We start from the raw sequence: 19,142 nt of genomic DNA on the forward strand, positions 1-19,142 counted from the left end.
TTACCGGGAGATCGACATGGCAACCGCAATCGCGTCGAGCAACGGAGAGGTTCGGCTCGCCGGCATCTGCCGTTCCTATGGTGACACGCAGGTCGTGCGCGACGTCAACCTCACCGCATCCGGCGGGCAGATACTGGCCCTGCTCGGCCCTTCCGGCTGCGGGAAGACCACGACGCTGCGCATGATCGCGGGCCTCGTGCAGCCGTCAGCCGGCGAAATCACGATCGATGGCGAGCCGGTCACCGGCTTGCCGGTGCACAAGCGTAATCTCGGCATGCTGTTCCAGAACTACGCGCTGTTCCCGCATCTCACGGTGCTCGACAATGTCGCCTTCGGCCTCGCGATGCGCGGCGTGTCAAATGCGGAAACGGCGCGGCGCGCCAAGGACGCCCTCGCCCTGGTTCGTCTCGCCGGGTTCGAGGATCGGATGCCGGCGGCCCTTTCCGGCGGCCAGCAGCAGCGTGTCGCGATGGCACGCGCCATCGCCTACCGTCCCCGTGTGCTGCTGCTCGATGAACCTTTCGGCGCACTCGACAAGAAGCTGCGCGAGGACATGCAGATCGAGCTGCGCCAGCTCTGCAACGAACTCGGGCTCACGACAATTCTCGTCACCCATGACCAGGAGGAAGCGCTCATCCTCGCGGACAAGATCGCGGTGATGCGTGGTGGGCGTATCGAGCAGGTGGACAGCGCCCGGGCGGTCTATGATCGGCCGGTCTCGCATTTCGTGGCCGAGTTCATCGGCACGTCGAACTTCATCACCGCCGCGATCATCGACAGGTCCGCCGGGCGGATGACGCTGAAGTCCGCCGCCGGCCATCTGTTCGAGAGCACGGTCCCGAACGAGCTTTCGCCGCAAGCCCGGGTCGCCGTGGCCATCCGGCCCGAAAGCATCCGGCTGACGCCGGGCGATCACGCGCCCGCGCCCAACACGCTCTCCGGCACGGTTGTACGCAGCATCTTCAAGGGACAGATGCTGTCAGTCTGGATGAAGATCGACGACGGGTCGGAGCTTCAGGCGGCCGTGCCCATCGAGGAAGCGGCGAGCCTCAATCCGAACCCTGGCGAGGTGTGGTCCGCGCGCTGGTCGGCGGCGCGCACCTTGGTGGTGCGCGAACAGTGAGCCGGCCAATGCGCATGCCCCGCGCCATCGGGATCATCCTCCCCTCGTCGAACCGGGTCGTCGAGCGTGTGACGCGTTCCATTCTCGACGGGCAACCCGGCATAGATGCCTGCTTCACACGCGTGCCCTATGCTGGCCATCCGCCGGACGGCTATGACATGGCCGCTTTCCGCCGGGCGGCTGAAATGCTTGCGCAAGCGCGGCCCGAGGTGATCCTGTGGAACGCGACTCGCGGCGCGTTGATCGGCTTCGAGCCCGACCGCCGGCTGGCGGCGACCATCCGGGCGGAGACCGGCATTCCCTGCACCACGACGGCGCTCGCCACCATCGAATATCTCAGACAGCGCAAACTCTGCCGCATCGGACTTGTCGCGCAGGGCGGGGACGTCGAAGGCCATCGGCTGCGGCAAACCTTCGAGCAAGAGGGTATCGACATCGCCGCCAGCCATAACCTCGACATAACCGACAATTTCGAGGCGGCGAATGTTAGACCCGAGGAGATCGAAGACCATGCCTTGCGGCTTGCGCGAACGACGGATCTGGACGCGGTGCTGGTCTGGAGCACCAATCTCGCCGGATATGCATTGACGGGATCCTTGCGCGAGGACCTGCGCATCCCTGTCCTCGATTCTGCCGCGCTCGGCGTGTTGAACGCTATTGGCGGGCTGACCGCGCCGGTATCAACCATTTAGCGCCAGATTGCCCCTCCCGGCTCAGAACTCAGGAGGATGCTGCGGACCAAGCGCGGCGTGGCAGCCGCGAAGCGGCGCTTGGCCATCGTGTCAAACCGCTTTGCCGATGAGCGTGCCAATCCCGGCCGTCACGGCCATGGCCAGCGCTCCCCAAATAGCGACCCGGAGGGTTGGCTTTAGCAAGCTTGCCCCACCCGCTCGCGCGCCAAGTGCTCCCAGCAACGCGAGAAGCCCGACGGATATCGCAAAGACAACGGGTACGACCATCGCGGCAGGCGCGGCCATCGCGGCGAGGATCGGAACGATGGCGCCCGCGGTGAAAGTCGCGGCCGAAGCGAGCGCTGCCTGAACAGGCCTCGCGGTGCCAGTCTCGGTGATGCCAAGCTCGTCGCGCGCATGCGCCGCGAGTGCGTTATGCGCCATAAGCTGCATGGCGACCTCCCGCGCGAGGCCCGGGGCAACACCACGCGCCACGTAGATCTGAGCGAGTTCCTCCTCCTCACCCCGGGGATCGTCGGCCAGTTCCCTCCGCTCCCGCGCCAGATCCGCCCGCTCGGTATCAGCCTGGGAACTGACCGAGACATATTCGCCGGCCGCCATCGACATGGCACCGGCGATCATCCCCGCAACTCCGGCTACAATGATCTCACTGGAGGACGTTGCCGCCGATGCCACGCCAACAATCAGACTGGCCGTCGAGATAATCCCGTCATTGGCTCCGAGCACCGCAGCCCTCAACCAGCCAATCCGCTCTACGAGATGGTTTTCCTTATGAGGATGAAACACCGCCTCACCCCCCGGCCTGTCTGGTCGTATCCGAAAGCCGCTGCCAGCCCGGCAGCATGCGCCGGAGCACGCCATCTCCCAGGACATAATGGTGGACGAGCGCGGCTATCGCATGCAAGGCAACGAGCCCAAGCAGCAGATTGGCGACCAAGCCGTGCACGCCTGTGACAGGACGCCTTAGCGTGGGATCTCCCATTTGGGGCAGCCGAATGATCCCAAACAGGCTGTAGCCGCGAACGAACGCATTCACGACACCGAGTATGAGAACCAGGCATAGCAACGCGTAAAGTAAACAATGCGCTGCCTTGGCTGGAAAGTAGAAGGCCCCGTAGGCGCCTTTATCTACTCCGGAACCGGCAAACACGCGCCAGACTATACGAAACAGGATTACAGGAATGAGCACGAAGCCCATGATAACGTGGATTGACCAGAGCCCACTATTGACAGGCCCGTGCGGAAACAGGTCCGCGACCTGACCCAGGATCCACAGCGGCACAACAAGACACACTGTGAGCCAATGCAGTCGGATTGTGGTGGCATCGTAATTGGCATGAGACCCATCAACCATAGTCAGTCTTCCCACGGCAGCAAAGACGCCTCAGGCAGGCGCCTTCTTTAGATTGATTCTAAATTTGACTTTGTTGGGGCATTGTGGGGCGCAGACGCATTGTGCGAGAGCAAGTCCGTCCCGACAGATCCCCTTCCATCGGTTTCTACAGCTTCAGCCCGGACTTATTCAGGTAGCATTCAGCAAGCTGTGCTAGTTTTGGTCATCCCTCCCCCCCGAGGGTAGGCTCCAGCTACACGATCACTCCCCCCAGGATCGACCATGTGGCTGGGGCCGCTTCTGCGTGAACGCGTTCACAGCGCGCTCCGCCCGCTTCGCATAGCGTTCCCTCTCAGCCTCGCCGACCCAATCGCTGGCCGGCAAGCCCATAGGGAGCCCAACAGTGAGCATACAGGACAACGCCGCGCAGTCAGAGGCGGCATCATTTGACAGCGCCCGCTCGGAAGCCTTTGCCGAGCGGATGATGAACACTATTAACGAGGCAGCCGTCACGCTGATGACCTCTGTCGGACATCGGACCGGCCTTTTCGACGTCATGGCATCGATGAAGCCGGCCACCTCCAGCGCCATCGCCGCAGGGGCGAGCCTTGACGAGCGGTATGTCCGGGAATGGCTCGGCGCCATGGTGACCGCCGGGATCGTGAGCTACAATCCATTCAAGAAGCTCTACGATCTTCCAGCCGAGCATGCGGCGTGGCTGACGCGCGCCGCGAGCCCCAACAATCTGGCGGTGTCGGCGCAATGGGTGCCTATGCTCTCGCGCTCGGAAGACGCCATCATCGGCCATTTCCGCCAGGGCGGCGGCACGCGCTATTGCGAATATGCCGGCTTTCACGCGCTGATGGCCGAGGAGAGCGCCCAAACCGTGGTGGCGCCGCTGTTCGAGCATATCCTGCCTTTGGCGCCGGAACTCCTACGAAGGCTCGAGGACGGCATTGACGTGCTTGATGCCGGATGCGGCGCCGGCCGCGCGCTTGTCGCCATGGCGCAGCGTTGTCCGCGTTCGCGTTTCGTTGGCTACGACCTCAACGACGATGCACTGGCGGTCGGGCGCGCGGCGGCAACGGCGGCGGGGCTCAGCAATATCCGGTTCGATGTGCGCGATATGACCGCCTATGACGAGGCAGGGCGCTTCGATCTCATAACGACCTTCGATGCCGTCCATGACCAGAAGGACCCCGCCGGCATGCTGGCCGGCTTCGCACGCGCGCTGAGGCCCGGAGGCATCTACCTGATGCAGGACATCGATGGCTCAAGCCACCTTGAGAGGAACAGCGAGCGCCCTCTCGGCTCCTTCCTCTATACAATCTCGTGCATGCACTGCATGGCCGTTTCGCTTGGCCAGGGTGGAGCGGGGCTCGGCGCGATGTGGGGCGTGGAACTCGCCGAGCAGATGCTTCGCGAGGCTGGTTTCAGTGATATCGCCGTCCATCGCCTCCCCCATGATCCGATGAACGCCTATTTCATCGCCCGGGTATCCTGACATCGCCGTAGCGATCTGTGCATGGCGGGTAGATTGATGCGGGGCTCAATTGTCCCGTCCACGGGCAAGGACAACGGCACCTGCCGTCATCTCGATCACGCCATCACGCGAGAGGGCTCGAAACTGCTTATTGACCGCTTCCCGCGTGACGCCGAGCATTTGGGCAATATCGGTTTGCGTGAAGCGTGTCGGCACGATCGCGCGATCCGCGTCGATTTCGCCGTGGGCAACGGCCAGGTCGTGCAACAACTTCAGCAATCTCTGGCGCAGATCGAGAAACGCATTGGCCGTGAGCTGCTCCGTGTTCTGCCGCAGACGGTCGCACAGCACCAGGATCACATGGATCGCAAGCTGGGGAATCTCTTCCAATAGCTGCGCGAATGCCCTGCGACCCACGAAAACGGTGCGTGTCGGCGCAAGGGCGGTGGCGGTCGCCGTGCGCGGCAGCCCATCCAACAGCGCGATCTCGCCGATCACATCGCCCGGATCGAGCAGGGCGAGCGTCAGCTCGCGCCCGTCTCGATGGCCGATATGAATCCTGACCAGTCCCTCGGAGAGGATATGGAGACCATCGGCTTCATCATCCTGCCGAAACAGAGAGGTTCCGGCAGGGAATCGCAAGACCTGCACCTCCTGCGCGATCCGTGCCAGGCAAGCCTCGTCGAGCCCACCGAAGATGGCAGAAGAGGCCAGCCAACGATAATGATCGTTTCTCTGCATCGGGGAACCCATCGACGGGACAGGCGAGATCATACAGCAATCGCTGGATATGCGTGAAAGACTAGAGCTTTCATGAGAAGATCACGATGCTCTCGCGGCGTCTCCTTCCGGGGCGCGGAGGGAGCCAGCCGAGCATTCACAACGGGCCGTCGAGGTTTCCTCAGGCGGCCAATGGAGTAGCGTTAATGATTACCCCTCGCTACGGGCCTACCCGCCAGGCAGCGCGCGTCACGCGCTTGATGGGCCTTATCGCCGCGTCGGTTGTCGTCGGCATCGGTACCACGGGCCTTGAGACGGCCGAGGCGCAGACGGCGGGTTGCGCGACGAGCGCCGGCGCGGCAGGCCAGACCGTCGTGCGTTGCCGCAGCGTCACCATAGAGGTCGCCCGTGGCGCGAACGCCGGGCTGGTCGACGACAACGGCGATGGTGAGCCCGACGCCGTGGAGGTGAGTGCGGGCGCTGTCTATGTCGTGTATCAGCGGCCCGGCGGCGGCCGCTTCCAGGTGCAGACGCCGCATGCGGTGGCCTCGGTGCGCGGCACCACCTGGGCGGTGGATGTCACACCCGGACAAAGCGCCGTTTTCGTGCGGGAGGGCCGTGTCGGCGTCGCACGCGTCCAGGGCGGACGCGGCGTCGTGCTGACCGCGGGTGAAGGCGTCGATGTCGCCCCGGGTAGCGCGCCGCTCGTCGTCAACCGCTGGGGCGCCGCACGCGTGGCGGCTTTGCTCGCGCGCTTCGGGCGCTGATACCATGCGCCGCCGCCAGATCGCGCAGCTCACTCTCGCGCTCGCGATCATGCTGGCGCTGGGATGGACAGCCTATGTCGTGCACTGGCATCTGGCCGGTCGTGCCAGCGTGTTCGACCGGATCGAGGCCGTCACGCTTGACCTGCGCGCCTTGATGGCGCCCGCCAAGCCCCCTCCACCCGAAGTGGTCATCGTCGCGATCGACGACGAGACAGTCAGACAGATGGGCGCCTACCCCCTTCCCCGCGAAAAGCTTGCGGCGCTGGTCGACGCAATCGCGCGCCGCGAACCGAAGGCGCTCGCCATCGACCTTCTGTTCGTCGACAGCAGTCCGCCGGGGCAGGACCTCGCCCTGGCGAGGGCACTGGGGCAGTTGCCAACTGTTATCGCCGCGGCCGGCCTGTTCGACGGAACCGAAGCGAGGCAGCCGGTCACCGGTGACGTCACCGGCGCGGTCCCTCGCCCACAGAGCATGATGTGGCCGGTTGATCCGCTCGCGGCGGCGGCTGAGGTCGGGCTCGTCAATGTTGTCACGGATGTCGGCGGCATGCCCCGCCATGTTCCAATGATCTATCGCGGGCAAGATGCTGTGGTTCCCTCCTTCGTCCTGCTCGCCGCCGCGCTCGCCACCGGCGCCACGCCGCGCCTCGATGGCGAAAACCTGGAGCTCGGCGCGCAGAGCATAGCGCTCGATCTCGGCCAGCATCTGGCGCTGCGATTTTATGGGCCGCGGGGCGCGATACCGACCATCAGCGCGACGAAATTCATGAGCCCCTCGCCCCCTGACGTCTCCGGCCGAACCGTGGTCGTCGGCACGACGGCGACGGGCAGCGGGGACACCTTCCCGACACCATTCTCACCGGTTGTACCCGGCGTGGAGGTGCTGGCGACGGCAATCGGCAATCTTCTTGCCGGGGACGGCCTGCTGCGCACGCGGGAAACACGCTGGTTCGATGCGGCCATCGCGGCGACGCTCGCGGTGGCGGCGGTGGTCCTCATCGGTATGCGCCGTCCGGTAGCCGGCCTTGGGCTCTGCGTGCTGCTGGCGGCGGCCTGGGTGGCGCTGTCGCTTGCCGCCTACGCACATGGCTACTGGCTCAGCACCACGCTCCCCCTTGTCGCGATGCTGCCCGTCGCCATGGCCTACGGGGCGCTGCGGCTATGGCAGGAGCGCAGGACCGTGCGCTATCTCGCCGGCGTGGAGGAACGCCTGGCGCCGTTCCAGCCGCGCCCCATCGCAGCGCGGCTGACCGAGGACCCGGCCTTCCTCGCCGAACCCATAGCGCAGGATGCGGCCGTCATCTTCGTCGATCTGGCCGGCTACACCGGCCTGTCGGAGGCGCTCGGCCCTGCGCGCACCCGCGAGATCCTGAAGAGTTTTCACATGCTCGTGGACGAGGTGGTCGATTCCCACGGGGGATTCGTCGCGACCTTCATGGGCGACGGCGCGATGATCCTCTTCGGATTTCCCGAACGCCGCGACGACGACGCCGCCCGGGCGCTGCGCGCGCTCGGGCATCTCGGCGAGAAGCTCGACGCGTGGGCCCTGCCGACGGCGAGCGACGCGCGCGAAAAGCCCCACGCCCGGCTGACCGCGCATTTTGGACCGGTCATTGTCTCGCGCCTGGGTGGGCAGAGCCACCAGCAGGTCACGGCGACGGGGGACACGGTGAATGTCGCAAGCCGCCTGCAGGAAGTCGCCAAGAGCCTCAAGGTGACCACCGTCGTCACCGACGATATCGTGCGGGCGGCCAACCGCACCGCCACGCTCGACAGTTTTCCAACTGTCATCGAAGTGCCAATCCGCGGCCGCAGCCAGCCGATCGCCGTGCGGACGATGGCGCGAGCGCCCGCCCACCCTTGATCACTCCGTCGGTCGCGTAACTCAGCTAAATGCCCATTCTCCGCCGCCGGCGTCGACAATGCCGGCGAGATAAGCACTCTGGGCCATGTTCTCGGCACTGTCAGCGAAGGCCATCAACACGCCCTCACGCGAGAGGGCTCCCGTATTCAAAAGCTCTGTCCAATAAAACGCACCCGCCGCGTCGCTCTTTCGACCGAGAACATTGAGATAGAGCACGTTGACATAGCTTTCCGCAGACTGTGTATAAGCATTCCCGAAATTTTGCTGGAATTCGGCACTTTCGATAATAGCCCTGGCCAGCGTAATCTTATCGCGCCCCCACTCCATATAGGCGTCGTACCAGAAGTTGAGCCCGGCGATGTCCGCCATACGGTTAAGGCCGGCCTCGTAAAGGCGGCCGACGCCCTGCGCTTCAGCCTGCAATGTCGCCGCCAGATCGTGGCTGCCGATCAGGCCGAGCATCGCCTCGAACCTGGCCTTGTCGGCGACCGCGGCGAATTTTCCTTCGAAAACTGTCGCGAGGTCGGAAAACTTCATATCGGGAATAATAGTCGGATCTTGCTCAATAATCTGAATGAACTGATCACTATAGCTCACCTGACCGGCGGCTTGGAACTCTTCGACCTTGTAATTCGGATCCCGCCAGTTGGCGATGATCACGGCAGACTTGGTCGTATTGTTGATGAAAACCAGGTGCTTGCCGCCGTCAAGCGTTGCCGAGGCAGTGAGATCGCCGATCGAAAAGAACTCGTCCAGGTTGAGCACGTCGTAGCCGCCGCCGTGATCGGCCACGACCATGAGGCCTCCCCCCGGCACATAGGTATCGTCACCCCAGCCCCCCGCGGCGGCGGCGAAGACAGCCTCGGTATTGGCTTTGAACCGGTCGTTGCCGCCCAACCCGTATGTGATGGAATTGGAGACGTTGACATCAACGACGTCATGCGCGGACGTCTTAAAATATTCGGTGAGAGTGACTTCTGCCATGCTCGCCTCCGGCCCTGATGGTAATAAAAAATAATACCAGAGCAGTGCAGCGACGCCTACCCCTGCGGTATCGGGTGACGCGGCGTCACAGCGGGGTCTCGGATTGCTGGAGCGATCAAGGCCCTCAAAAAGGCAAACCCGGCTGGCGCTCCGATGCGCCGGCCGGCCGAAACATGGATACGGGCGAGAACGGGACTGGTTACTGCCCGCGTACCGCCTTCACCGCCACATCCGGGAAATCGCTGAACACACCATCCACGCCGAGATCGATATAGGCGCGGATTTCGGCGACAGGGTCGCCCTTGAAGTTCGATGCGAGATTGCGCGGCTCGGCGCGGAAGGTCCAGGTGAAGACCTTGAGGCCCTCGGCATGGGCATTCTTGACCACATCGGTGGGCGGCAGCAACGTCCGGTCGGCCCAGTCCAGCTTGCCGTCACCATTGAGGTCGTCCGGCTTGCCGTCGCCATTCGCATCCGAATATTTCGCCGAGAGAATATAGGGCTTCCAGGGCGCGACGATATCCGCATAGGTAGCGATTTCCTTCAGCCCCTCGGCGGTGACGAGGTCCTTGAAGGTGCGCTTGTCGCCCGCGACGACGAAGTCATAGGGCTGCGCGAGCGGAACGGCGAGGACGATCTCACCGTTCGGGCCGACGTCGTCAGCGTCGACGAGCTGGGCGAGACGGACGTTCGTCTTGCCACGCAGATATTTGAGGTTGCCGACCTCGAAGCTCTGGATGACGACAGGCGCCTCCTTCGCCGTCCAGCCGGCGGCGGCCAACATGGCGACGAGCTTGTCCTCCAGGGGAATGCCAGCCTGCTGGTGGAACGTCGGGTGCTTCGTTTCCGGCGCGATGCCGATCGGCCGCCCGACGCGGGTGCTCTCCGCCTTGGCGAGGTCGATGACCTCCTGAAGGGTGGGAATGCGGAACTTGCCGTCGAAGCTCTTGTCGCGACCGGCCATGGGCTGTTTCGCGAACAGGGTCTTGATCTCGGTGAGGGTGAAATCGCCCGCGAACCAGTCCGTGACATCCACGCCGTCCAGCTTCTTGGTAGTCTTGCGGGTCGCGAATTCCGGACGATCGGCGACGTCTGTGGTGCCCGAGAGCATGGGCTCATGGCGGACGACAAGCACGCCGTCCCTGGTCGATACCACGTCCGGCTCGATGAAGTCCGCGCCCTGCTCGATCGCGAGCTTGTAGCCCTCCAAGGTGTGGTCCGGGCGATAGCCACTCGCGCCGCGATGCGCGATCACGGTGGCGGTAGGGGCCGCGCTTTGCGCGAAGGATGGCGCGGCGGGCGCGCAGGCAATGACGATGGCGGTGGCAACGAGCAATGGGCGCAGCATGGACTGGATCCTCCAGGATGTTCGCGCACCCTAGGCAGCGGATATGACGGCGCGATAACGCCGTTTCCGCGACGCTCGCCTGTCGGAAACCACAAGACTTGCTATGATCACGACGGGAGGTATCGCCATGAAGATTTGCATACCGGTCTTGTCTACCGCCCTTTTCCTCAACGTAGCACCGTTCACGCCAGCGCTCGCGCAGGACCAGACCCTGCGGACGATCGACGTGCCAGCCGGCAAAACCAGCCAGCTGTCCGTCCATTCCGGCGCCTTCGCGGATTGCAGTCCGAAACCGCTGGTCGAGATCCGGGTCGACAAGATCCCAACCGCCGGGACCCTCGCGGTTCGCGATGCGAGGGTGCGGGTGCGTACCGGCAACTGCGCGGGCAAGGAATATCCCGCTCGCATCGTTCTCTACCAGGCGCCCGTCAAAGTGGGAGCGACGGACAGCGCGAGCTATACGGTCACATCAGGGGACCGCGTGAACATTTTTGGTGTCAACATCAACGTGGTGGCGCCAAAGCCCTGAGGGAGCGGCTCTGCAGCGATACGAGCCAGACGATGGAGCGATCTTCGAGAACCTCCTGAGAGCCAAGCGCATTATTGCGCACTCAGCGGCGACAATAGAGGATGCTTAAAGGAGCGCCTTCTCGTACTCTTCGGGCTTGAAGCCGACGAGCGGGCTCCCACCAATCACCAGAACCGGGCGCTTGATCATCGACGGCTGCGCGAGCATCAGCGCCACAGCCTTCTCCTCCGTCAAATCCGCGCGCTGCGCCTCCGGCAGCTTGCGAAATGTCGTACCCGCCCGATTCAAGAGCTTCTCCCAGCCAACGGCCTTGATCCAGGCCTTGAGATGCGCCGCGTCGATGCCATCGACCTTGTAGTCGTGGAAGCTATAGGCGATGCCGTGGTCGTCGAGCCAGGAACGCGCCTTTTTCATCGTGTCGCAGTTCTTGATGCCGTAGATTGAAAGGGGTTTGGCCATAACATTCCATTCCGAGGCGTGTTCCATCCCGAAGGCATTGAGTCTATATCAGCCAAGCTTACGCCTGCCTATCAACGGCTGCATTTCCTCCACGGATCACTATGAAGCGCGTGCTTTTTGTCTGTCGGCGCAATAGGCTCCGCAGCCCCACCGCCGAGCAGGTCTTCGCCGTGTGGCCGAGCCCCGACAAGCCCAGCGTCGAGACGGCCTCGGCGGGTCTCAGTCCGGACGCGGAAGAAAGACTGTCGCCGGAGCATATCGAATGGGCCGATACGATCCTTGTGATGGAGCGCGCCCACAAAGCCCAGCTGACCGCGCGATTTGGCAAGCATCTGAAGGGCAAGCGCGTGGCGAGCCTCGACATCCCCGACAATTACGACTTCATGGACCCGGCTTTGATCGCGCTGCTCATGAAGAAGGTGCCCCGCTATATCAGCCCTTAAGGGGTAGAACGAGGTTCAACGTCCGGTCGTCGGCCCTTCATCGCCGTCGTCGTCCAGCGGGTCATCATCCCGCGCGGGGATCACATAGCCGCCGGACAGCCAGCGGTTGAGGTCGATATCCGCGCAGCGCTTGGAGCAGAACGGCCGCCAGCGCAAAGTCGACGCCTTCCCGCAGATCGGGCAGGGCTTGCTGTCGTCAGCCCCGCCGCCCGGCTGGTCCGCGCCACTTGTATTGTCGTTGTCCGCGATCGGCACCATCGCCCTAAGCCGCGTTCAGCCAGGACAGCCGCACGGGATAGCCCTCGCCGGCCAGCAGGTTGACGCTCTCATAGAGCGGCAGGCCGACCACGGCCGTGTAGGAGCCCACGAGCTTCACGGCAAAGGCGCCGGCGAGGCCCTGAATGGCATAGCCGCCAGCCTTGCCGCGCCATTCGCCCGATGCAAGATAGCTCTCCATCTCGTCCTGCGAGAGGTTCTTGAAGCGCACCCGCGTCTCGACGATCCGCTGGCGGCTCTTGCCCTGCGGCGTGATGAGATGCACGGCCGAATAGACGCGATGACCGCGTCCCGACACCATGCGCAGACACTGGGCGGCTTCCTCGACGGTTTCAGCCTTGGGAAGGATGCGCCGGCCGACGGCAACGACCGTGTCGGCCGCGAGGATGAAGGCGCTCGCAAGCTCCTGCTGCCGCTCGGCCATCTGGCGCGTTGCCTCGGCCTTGTCGCGCGCCAGCCGGCGGGCGACGTCGCGCGGCTTCTCGCCACGCAGCGGCGTCTCGTCGACATCAGCGGGCATCAGCGCGTCCGGCTCGACGCCGACCTGCTGCAAAAGAGCCAGCCTGCGCGGCGAAGCCGAGGCCAACACGAGCTTAGGACGCCAACTCGCCGACAAGGATGCGTCGAGGGTGGAAACCAAGGCGTAGCTCTCCCGGGCCGAATGTGCTGAAGTCAGGCAATGAACTATTTGAAACGATAGGTGATCCGGCCCTTGGTCAGATCATAGGGCGTCATCTCAACGAGAACGCGGTCGCCCGTCAGCACGCGGATGCGGTTCTTGCGCATCTTGCCGGCGGTGTGCGCCACGATCTCATGGTCGTTCTCGAGCTTGACGCGAAACATCGCATTGGGGAGCAGTTCCGTCACAACTCCCGGGAACTCGAGGAGCTCTTCTTTCGACATTCGATTCCTTGCGGTCACTTTTGGTCACAATGGGACGGCGCGGACCCTACTCGATACGCGACTTATTGTGAACCTGGGATGCTGAGCGCAGAGGTATAGCCGATTTCAACGCGAATCGACATATTTGTCAGCTCAACATCATCTTTCAGTGGACCGCCCCGGCGACGATTGCAACCGCAGCCGTACGGGAGGCGTGCAAAACTCACCGACTGGGGCGCCCTAATCACAGCGTGGGCGGTGGACCATCAGCAGCCGATGGCGTTTTCAGGCCACCGGCACGCGCCGCTGATTTCTCGAGCCTGTCCGCTTTCTCAAGGGCCCGATAGCGCATGAAGCCGAAGGGCAGCGCGCCGAGATAGACCAGCGTACAAACCGCCAGCACCTCGAAGGTGAAGCTGACGAACAGGGCAGCGAACAGGACCACCAGGACGAAGAGCGGCAGCACGAGCTCGCGCGGCACGCGGCTGCCGAATGTCTTGCCGGAAAAGGTCGGGATCCGGCTGACCATCAGGAAAGCGATGAGCACGACATAGACGCCGACGACCGGGGCCGGCAGCCCGCCGCCGGGAATGCCCACGAAATTGAGGTAGAGCGGCAGCATCACCGTGACCGCGCCCGCTGGCGCTGCCATGCCGACGAAGAAGTGCTTCTGCCATTCCGGGCGATTGGGATCATCGAGCATCACGTTGAAGCGCGCGAGCCTCAGCGCGGCCGCAATCGCGAAGACCAGCGCCGCGATCCAGCCCAGCGACCGCATGTCGTGCAGGATGAAGACATAGAGCAGCATCGGAGGCGCGACGCCGAAGTTCACGAAATCCGAGAGGGAATCGAGTTCGGCGCCGAAGCGGGATGTGCCCTTGAGCAGGCGCGCGATGCGCCCGTCCAACCCGTCGAGCACGGCCGCCACCGCGATCGCGAAGATCGCCAGCTCCAGGCGCTCCTCGATCGCAAGACGAATCGCCGTCAGCCCCAGGCACAGCGCGAGCAGCGTGATCAGGTTTGGTACGAGCAAACGCAACGGGATCGGCTTGAACAGCCGGCGCTTGGGCTCGTCCGGATCCGGCGCGAAGGGCGGGAACAGATCACTCATCGGCTTACCAGGATCTCCCGGCTTTGGCTGGCGATAGGGCTTGCATTCAGCTCTGGCGATATTGGCGTGGCACGCCACGGATCCCGAGGTCGGCGATGACGGTCTCACCGGCGACCGACCGCTGGCCGACGCCGACGAGCGGCGCGACCGTCTGCGGGAGATAGACATCGACACGGGACCCGAAACGGATGAGGCCGAAGCGCTCGCCCGCCGCCAAGGTGTCGCCCTCGCGCACGAAGGATACGATGCGCCGCGCGACGAGGCCGGCGATCTGCACGACACCGATGCGCAGGTCCCCATGGGAGATCACGAGGCCGTTGCGCTCATTGTCTTCGCTCGCCTTGTCGAGATCGGCATTGATGAAGATGCCGGGCGTGTACACAATGCGCTCGATGCGCCCGTCCAGCGGGCTCCGGTTCACGTGGCAGTCGAAGACGTTCATGAAGATCGAGACACGCGTCATCGGCACTTCTGAAAGACCGAGCTCAGCGGGTGGCAGCACGGTGGCGATGGCACTGACACGTCCATCCGCCGGCGCGATGACGAGCCCCTCGGTGACCGGGGTCACGCGTTCCGGATCCCGGAAAAAGTAACAGATCCAGAGCGTGATCAGCGCGCCGATCCAGCCGAAGGGCGTCCAGAGATGCCCGAGCACCAGGGAGGCCACCGCCGCGATGGCGATGAAGGGATAACCTTCCTTATGGATGGGCGCGAGCCCGCTGCGGATCGAATCGTAGACGGACAATGTATGTCTCCAGTTCGCGCGCTTTATCACATTCGTCGGGCAAAACCGCAATTCACGGCCTCGCCGCCACAATAAGCATGCCGCCGTCCGGGCGAAACCTGCATTGCGTCGCAATCCAAAGCGTATAAGCCATAACGCCGTCAGGCCCGCGCGACCGGCAGCCCGTCTGCCGCGGCTTCCAGCGCCTCGGCGTCCGAGACGCGCTTCAGTCGCTCGCGCGCCTCCTCCGCCTCGCGCTGCTGGTTCCAGAGCGCGGCATAGAGGCCGTTTCTGGCCAGCAGGTCGAGATGGCGGCCACGCTCGACGATGCGTCCCTGATCGAGCACAAGGATCTCGTCGGCCGCGACGATCGTGGACAAACGATGGGCAATGACCAGTGTCGCGCGACCACGGCTGACCCGTTCAAGCGCCGACTGGATGTCGCGCTCGGTGAAACTGTCAAGGGCGGACGTCGCTTCGTCCAGAACGAGGATCGGCGGCGCCTTCAGGATGGTCCGGGCGATGGCCACGCGCTGCTTCTCGCCGCCGGACAGCTTCAGGCCGCGCTCGCCGACAGGGGTATCGTAGCCTTCCGGCAAGCTGCGGATGAAGCCGTCGATCCGCGCGTCGCGGGCGGCGGCGATGATCTCCTCCTCGCTCGCGTCCCAGCGGCCGTAGCGGATGTTGTAGCCGATGGTGTCGTTGAACAGCACCGTATCCTGCGGGACCATGCCGATCGCTGCCCGGAGCGATGTCTGCTGGATCTCCGCGATGTTCTGGCCATCGATCAGGATGCGGCCTTTCGAGGGCGCATAGAACCTGAACAGAAGGCGCGACAGGGTGGACTTGCCCGCGCCCGACGAGCCGACGATCGCCACGGTATGCCCCGCGGGGATGCTGAAGGACACGCCCTGCAGGATGGGCCGCTCGGGATGATAGGCGAAATGCACGTCCTCGAACGTCACTTCGCCCTTGTTGACCACGAGCGGCTGCGCGCCGGGCAGATCCTGGATCTCGGGGCTGCGGGACAGGATGTCGAAGATTTCGGCGATGTCGATCAGCGCCTGCTTGATCTCGCGATACAGCATTCCCATGAAATTGAGCGGCATGTAGAGCTGGATCAGCATGGCGTTGACCATCACGAAATCGCCGATGGTCGCCTGCCCGCGCTTCACGTCGATGGCGGCCATCACCATGACGAGCGTCAGGCCGATGGTGAAAATGGTGGCCTGCCCGGCGTTGAGCACGGCAAGCGACGTGTAGGTCTGCGTGCTGGCGTGCTCGTAGCGCTCCATGGAGACGTCGTAGCGCGCGGTCTCACGTTTCTCGGCGCCGAAATATTTCACCGTCTCGTAGTTGAGCAGCGAATCGATGGCCTTCGTATTGGCGTCGGAATCAGAGTCGTTCATGCGGCGGCGTATGCTGATGCGCCACTGCGTCGCCTTGTAGGTGTAATAGAGATAACAGGCGATCATCGCGACCACGACAGCGGCGAAGCGCCAGTCGAACTGCAGCCAGAGGATGGCGACAACCAGCACGAATTCAAGGATGGTGGGCAGCAGCTGGAGGACCGTCAGCCGAACGAGCTCCTCAATGCCGTTGCGGCCGCGTTCGAGCACCCGCGTCAGCCCGCCGGTCTTGCGCTCGAGATGAAAGCGCAGTGACAGCCGGTGCATATGCTCGAAGGTCTGCAGCGCCAGGCGCCGCACCGCATTCATGGCGACCGAGGCAAACAGCCCGTCGCGCGCCTGGGTCAGCACCGCCATCACGATGCGCAGGACGCCGTAGAGCACAGTCAGGGCGATCGCGCTGCCCCACAGCGACGTCGCTTCACCCGCCTCGACAGCCTTGGCATCGAGAGTCAAGGCATCGATCGCCCATTTGAAGCTGTAGGGCATCAGGATGGTGACGAGCTTGGCGAGCACGAGGAGTCCGACCGCCATATAGATGCGGACCCGCAGATCCGCGCGATCATGCGGCCAGAGATAGGGCCAGAGCCGCTGCGCCGTCGTCGCGAAGGCGGAGGAAGCACGTTTATCCGGCTGGGGCTGCTGGTCGGCCCCGCCGGCGGTAGGCGCTAACATGATCGACAATCCAAAAGTTTAAGTCCGCCCTATATAGGGACAAAGGGGAACCTATGCAGCCCCGAACATGCGCGCGCCGTCGATGCGGGAGGCACGCCGCGCTCCCCTTGGCCGTTCACCCCCGTGGCAGAACGAAAACCTGGCCGGGATAGATCCGGTGATGGTTGCGGATCTGGTTTTGATTGGCGTCGTAGATAACCGTGTAGCGCGCGCCGCGCCCATAGACGCGCCGACTGATGCGCCAGAGGTTGTCGCCACGCACGACGGTCGTCGTATTGACCTCGGGAATCACGACGGCTGACGACGTAGCATTCCCGGCCGGGGCATTCGCGGCAACGGAACCACCCGCGGTCGCCGGTGGCGACGCGGGCGTGCCTGCGGCCTGAGGCGCGGCTGCCATCTGCCCCGACGGTGCCGAGACCGCGCCGACGACCGCAGGTGCCGGCATCGTGAAAGCGACTTCCGCCCGGGATTTGACCGCCCCGTTCGTCGGCTCGACGTCGTCCAGGCGGACACGATATTCGCCGGGAGCCAGCCCGCGCTCGATCGTGAAGGAGAGGTGCCCTGCCGGTCCGGTGACGGCCGAGGCGACGTAGCTGTCGTTGAGATAAAGGCGGACCGTGGCGGAAGGCGCGGCGCGGCCGGAAACAAACATGCGCCCGTCCTCGGCCTCGACGGTATCCACGACCACCCCGCTCCGCGATGCGCTGGTGACTGGCGCGGAAGACGCCGACTGGGCCGACGCCGGCGCTCCTGCCTGAGACGATGGAGCAGCGGCCGCGCTCGTCCGGGGGCTTTCCGACGTCGTGATCTGAGCGGCCTGCTCGCTTGGACGCGACAGGATCTGGGCCGGCTTGTTCGGCGAGAGCAGCGCAACCATCGGCGCGGTCTTCCTATCACCGGCGACGACGACTGAAATGGTATCGCCGGATTGCAGTGTCTTGCCATCAACGATGCAGCGAAGCGAAAGCTCGTGCGTGCCCGGCTCAAGTGCGGGCGGCACCATCGCGAATGCTCCGCTCGCATCCGCGATGGCGGTGCTGATCGGCTGGCCGTTGCGCAAAAGCTCGACCCTGGATCCGGGAGGCGCGCGCCCTGCGACCACCGAAGAGCCATCGGGCTCGACGCGCACCACATCGAAGGAGGGGGCCGTGGTGGAAGGCTGTGACGGCGTCGAGGCCTTCCCCTCGGCTGCAGGCGCCTGAGAGGCAGGCGCTTGCGCGGCGGGCACTTGCCGCGGCGCACCAGCACCCGCCGGAGAAGGCGCGGCGGCCTGTCCCGCCGGAGCAGCGCTTCCCTGAGGCGCCGTCGTTGAAGGCGGGGCGGCAGGCACTGAAGCCACCGGTGCGGGCGCGGTCGGTTCCGACGTGCGGCGCGGCACGCCCCAGGCATAGATGAGCACCGCCAGAATCACAGCGGCGACGATGGCGACGGCAACCTGTATCCCGCGAGAGCGCGCCATTCTGTCCCTAAACCCCCGACCCTTCGTATGACCCTCTGCTGTGACGCTATCCATTTAGATAGGCGGCTTCCAGAGCATCGCTCCACGGATAATGACTTTCTCGTGGCAGCACGCTCATTATTCCATCCACGTGTCCGAAAAAACACCTTAATCGCCATTCGCGGCGGTTCCGTGGACGGCGCGGGCGATGATGGGCTTGACGGGCGTCATCGTGGCAGCCACATCGTTCGATATGACTGCAATTCGCTCTATCTGTGTCTATTGTGGCTCAGCCTCAGGAATGGATCCCACCTTCGCTTCCGACGCGACCGCGCTCGGGCGTGCGATGGCTGATGCGGGGATCCGTCTCATCTACGGAGGCGGCAATATCGGGCTGATGGGTACTGTCGCCCGCGCCGTGCTCGAGGCCGGCGGTGAGGTGACAGGCGTCATCCCGACCTTTCTCAAGGATCGCGAGATCCTCCTGGAAGAAGCCCAGGAGACAATCGTCGTGCCGGACATGCACTCGCGCAAGCAGATCATGTATGAGCGCGCCGACGCCTTCATCGCCCTGCCCGGCGGGATAGGCACGCTCGAGGAACTTGTCGAGCAGCTCACCTGGTCCCAACTGGGACGCCACACCAAGCCGATCCTTCTGCTGAACACGCAGAATTTCTGGCAACCCCTGCTCGATCTGTTCGCGCATATGAGCCAGTCGGGCTTCATCCGCCCCGGGCTCGAGGTCCGCTATCTCGTGGCCGATAACGCCCGCGACGCCATCACGCAGATCGAGGCGGCGGTATCGACCACGACCCCGCGCGAGGACGCGGCGATCGTCACGCAGTTCTGAGCGATCCCCGCCGCTCACCTCTCCCATCG

The 19,142-nt window shown here is 64.2% G+C and carries 21 protein-coding genes; 8 read left to right on the plus strand and 13 right to left on the minus strand.

The features are described from left to right. The first annotated feature begins 16 nt into the window (after nucleotides 1–16). Both KIO74_RS08045 and KIO74_RS08050 read left to right on the plus strand, forming a co-directional pair. Nucleotides 17–1,123 (plus strand): ABC transporter ATP-binding protein, encoded by a 1,107-nt coding sequence (locus KIO74_RS08045; protein WP_213331517.1) that lies wholly within the window; start codon nucleotides 17–19, stop codon nucleotides 1,121–1,123. Nucleotides 1,124–1,131: 8 nt separating this feature from the next. Next, nucleotides 1,132–1,815 (plus strand): aspartate racemase/maleate isomerase family protein, encoded by a 684-nt coding sequence (locus KIO74_RS08050; RefSeq protein WP_213331518.1) that lies wholly within the window; start codon nucleotides 1,132–1,134, stop codon nucleotides 1,813–1,815. Nucleotides 1,816–1,905: 90 nt separating this feature from the next. Here KIO74_RS08050 and KIO74_RS08055 read toward each other — a convergent pair whose 3' ends face one another. Both KIO74_RS08055 and KIO74_RS08060 read right to left on the minus strand, forming a co-directional pair. Beyond that, nucleotides 1,906–2,601 (minus strand): VIT1/CCC1 transporter family protein, encoded by a 696-nt coding sequence (locus KIO74_RS08055; RefSeq protein WP_291962033.1) that lies wholly within the window; start codon nucleotides 2,599–2,601, stop codon nucleotides 1,906–1,908. A 4-nt stretch (nucleotides 2,602–2,605) separates the two neighbouring features. Then, a complete protein-coding gene (locus KIO74_RS08060) occupies nucleotides 2,606–3,169 on the minus strand; it encodes a cytochrome b (protein ID WP_213331520.1) in 564 nt (187 codons plus the stop codon). A 382-nt stretch (nucleotides 3,170–3,551) separates the two neighbouring features. On the opposite strand from KIO74_RS08060, the gene KIO74_RS32435 reads away from it, so the two are divergent. Further along, entirely contained in the window at nucleotides 3,552–4,652 is a 1,101-nt protein-coding gene (locus tag KIO74_RS32435; protein ID WP_291962035.1) for a class I SAM-dependent methyltransferase, read from the plus strand. 45 nt (nucleotides 4,653–4,697) lie between these two features. On the opposite strand, the gene KIO74_RS08070 is transcribed toward KIO74_RS32435, so the two are convergent. Next, a complete protein-coding gene (locus tag KIO74_RS08070; RefSeq protein ID WP_213331521.1) occupies nucleotides 4,698–5,372 on the minus strand; it encodes a Crp/Fnr family transcriptional regulator in 675 nt (224 codons plus the stop codon). A gap of 185 nt (nucleotides 5,373–5,557) precedes the next feature. Here KIO74_RS08070 and KIO74_RS08075 point away from each other — a divergent pair, with 185 nt between their 5' ends. After that, on the plus strand, nucleotides 5,558–6,118 hold the full coding sequence (locus KIO74_RS08075) for a FecR domain-containing protein (protein ID WP_249730904.1): 561 nt from the start codon (nucleotides 5,558–5,560) through the stop codon (nucleotides 6,116–6,118). Between the two features lie 4 nt (nucleotides 6,119–6,122). Continuing rightward, the gene (locus tag KIO74_RS08080; RefSeq protein ID WP_213331522.1) at nucleotides 6,123–7,982 is read left to right on the plus strand and encodes a CHASE2 domain-containing protein; all 1,860 of its coding nucleotides are present in this window, start codon (nucleotides 6,123–6,125) and stop codon (nucleotides 7,980–7,982) included. 21 nt (nucleotides 7,983–8,003) lie between these two features. Here KIO74_RS08080 and KIO74_RS08085 read toward each other — a convergent pair whose 3' ends face one another. Both KIO74_RS08085 and KIO74_RS08090 read right to left on the minus strand, forming a co-directional pair. Beyond that, nucleotides 8,004–8,966, minus strand: a complete 963-nt coding sequence (locus KIO74_RS08085; protein WP_213331523.1) for a DUF4214 domain-containing protein — start codon at nucleotides 8,964–8,966, stop codon at nucleotides 8,004–8,006. A 199-nt stretch (nucleotides 8,967–9,165) separates the two neighbouring features. Further along, on the minus strand, nucleotides 9,166–10,314 hold the full coding sequence (locus KIO74_RS08090; protein WP_213331524.1) for a glycerophosphodiester phosphodiesterase: 1,149 nt from the start codon (nucleotides 10,312–10,314) through the stop codon (nucleotides 9,166–9,168). A gap of 127 nt (nucleotides 10,315–10,441) precedes the next feature. On the opposite strand from KIO74_RS08090, the gene KIO74_RS08095 reads away from it, so the two are divergent. After that, complete coding sequence (locus tag KIO74_RS08095) at nucleotides 10,442–10,843, plus strand: hypothetical protein (RefSeq protein WP_213331525.1); 402 nt, start codon at nucleotides 10,442–10,444, stop codon at nucleotides 10,841–10,843. A gap of 105 nt (nucleotides 10,844–10,948) precedes the next feature. On the opposite strand, the gene KIO74_RS08100 is transcribed toward KIO74_RS08095, so the two are convergent. Continuing rightward, complete coding sequence (locus KIO74_RS08100; RefSeq protein WP_213331526.1) at nucleotides 10,949–11,302, minus strand: ArsC family reductase; 354 nt, start codon at nucleotides 11,300–11,302, stop codon at nucleotides 10,949–10,951. Nucleotides 11,303–11,403: 101 nt separating this feature from the next. Here KIO74_RS08100 and KIO74_RS08105 point away from each other — a divergent pair, with 101 nt between their 5' ends. Beyond that, the gene (locus tag KIO74_RS08105) at nucleotides 11,404–11,745 is read left to right on the plus strand and encodes a low molecular weight protein tyrosine phosphatase family protein (protein ID WP_213331527.1); all 342 of its coding nucleotides are present in this window, start codon (nucleotides 11,404–11,406) and stop codon (nucleotides 11,743–11,745) included. 15 nt (nucleotides 11,746–11,760) lie between these two features. Here KIO74_RS08105 and yacG read toward each other — a convergent pair whose 3' ends face one another. The 7 genes from yacG to KIO74_RS08140 form a co-directional block, all read right to left on the minus strand. Beyond that, the gene (gene yacG / locus KIO74_RS32195) at nucleotides 11,761–12,003 is read right to left on the minus strand and encodes a DNA gyrase inhibitor YacG (protein ID WP_213331528.1); all 243 of its coding nucleotides are present in this window, start codon (nucleotides 12,001–12,003) and stop codon (nucleotides 11,761–11,763) included. Nucleotides 12,004–12,007: 4 nt separating this feature from the next. Further along, on the minus strand, nucleotides 12,008–12,637 hold the full coding sequence (locus KIO74_RS08115; protein ID WP_249731216.1) for a Maf-like protein: 630 nt from the start codon (nucleotides 12,635–12,637) through the stop codon (nucleotides 12,008–12,010). A 68-nt stretch (nucleotides 12,638–12,705) separates the two neighbouring features. Continuing rightward, nucleotides 12,706–12,924, minus strand: coding sequence for a translation initiation factor IF-1 (infA, locus tag KIO74_RS08120; protein WP_110378125.1), 219 nt, complete (start codon nucleotides 12,922–12,924; stop codon nucleotides 12,706–12,708). A 223-nt stretch (nucleotides 12,925–13,147) separates the two neighbouring features. Next, nucleotides 13,148–14,014 carry a CDP-diacylglycerol--serine O-phosphatidyltransferase gene (pssA, locus tag KIO74_RS08125; protein ID WP_213331530.1) on the minus strand — a complete coding sequence of 289 codons (867 nt, stop codon included), beginning with the start codon at nucleotides 14,012–14,014 and terminating at the stop codon, nucleotides 13,148–13,150. 46 nt (nucleotides 14,015–14,060) lie between these two features. Then, complete coding sequence (locus KIO74_RS08130) at nucleotides 14,061–14,759, minus strand: phosphatidylserine decarboxylase (protein WP_213331531.1); 699 nt, start codon at nucleotides 14,757–14,759, stop codon at nucleotides 14,061–14,063. A gap of 140 nt (nucleotides 14,760–14,899) precedes the next feature. Further along, the gene (locus KIO74_RS08135) at nucleotides 14,900–16,822 is read right to left on the minus strand and encodes an ABCB family ABC transporter ATP-binding protein/permease (RefSeq protein WP_213331532.1); all 1,923 of its coding nucleotides are present in this window, start codon (nucleotides 16,820–16,822) and stop codon (nucleotides 14,900–14,902) included. A 115-nt stretch (nucleotides 16,823–16,937) separates the two neighbouring features. Beyond that, the gene (locus tag KIO74_RS08140; protein WP_213331533.1) at nucleotides 16,938–18,284 is read right to left on the minus strand and encodes a LysM peptidoglycan-binding domain-containing protein; all 1,347 of its coding nucleotides are present in this window, start codon (nucleotides 18,282–18,284) and stop codon (nucleotides 16,938–16,940) included. Between the two features lie 190 nt (nucleotides 18,285–18,474). Here KIO74_RS08140 and KIO74_RS08145 point away from each other — a divergent pair, with 190 nt between their 5' ends. Next, complete coding sequence (locus KIO74_RS08145) at nucleotides 18,475–19,113, plus strand: LOG family protein (RefSeq protein ID WP_502762106.1); 639 nt, start codon at nucleotides 18,475–18,477, stop codon at nucleotides 19,111–19,113. Nucleotides 19,114–19,142: the final 29 nt, after the last annotated feature.

The sequence above is a fragment of the Chelatococcus sp. HY11 genome (genome assembly GCF_018398335.1).
GTDB lineage: Bacteria > Pseudomonadota > Alphaproteobacteria > Rhizobiales > Beijerinckiaceae > Chelatococcus.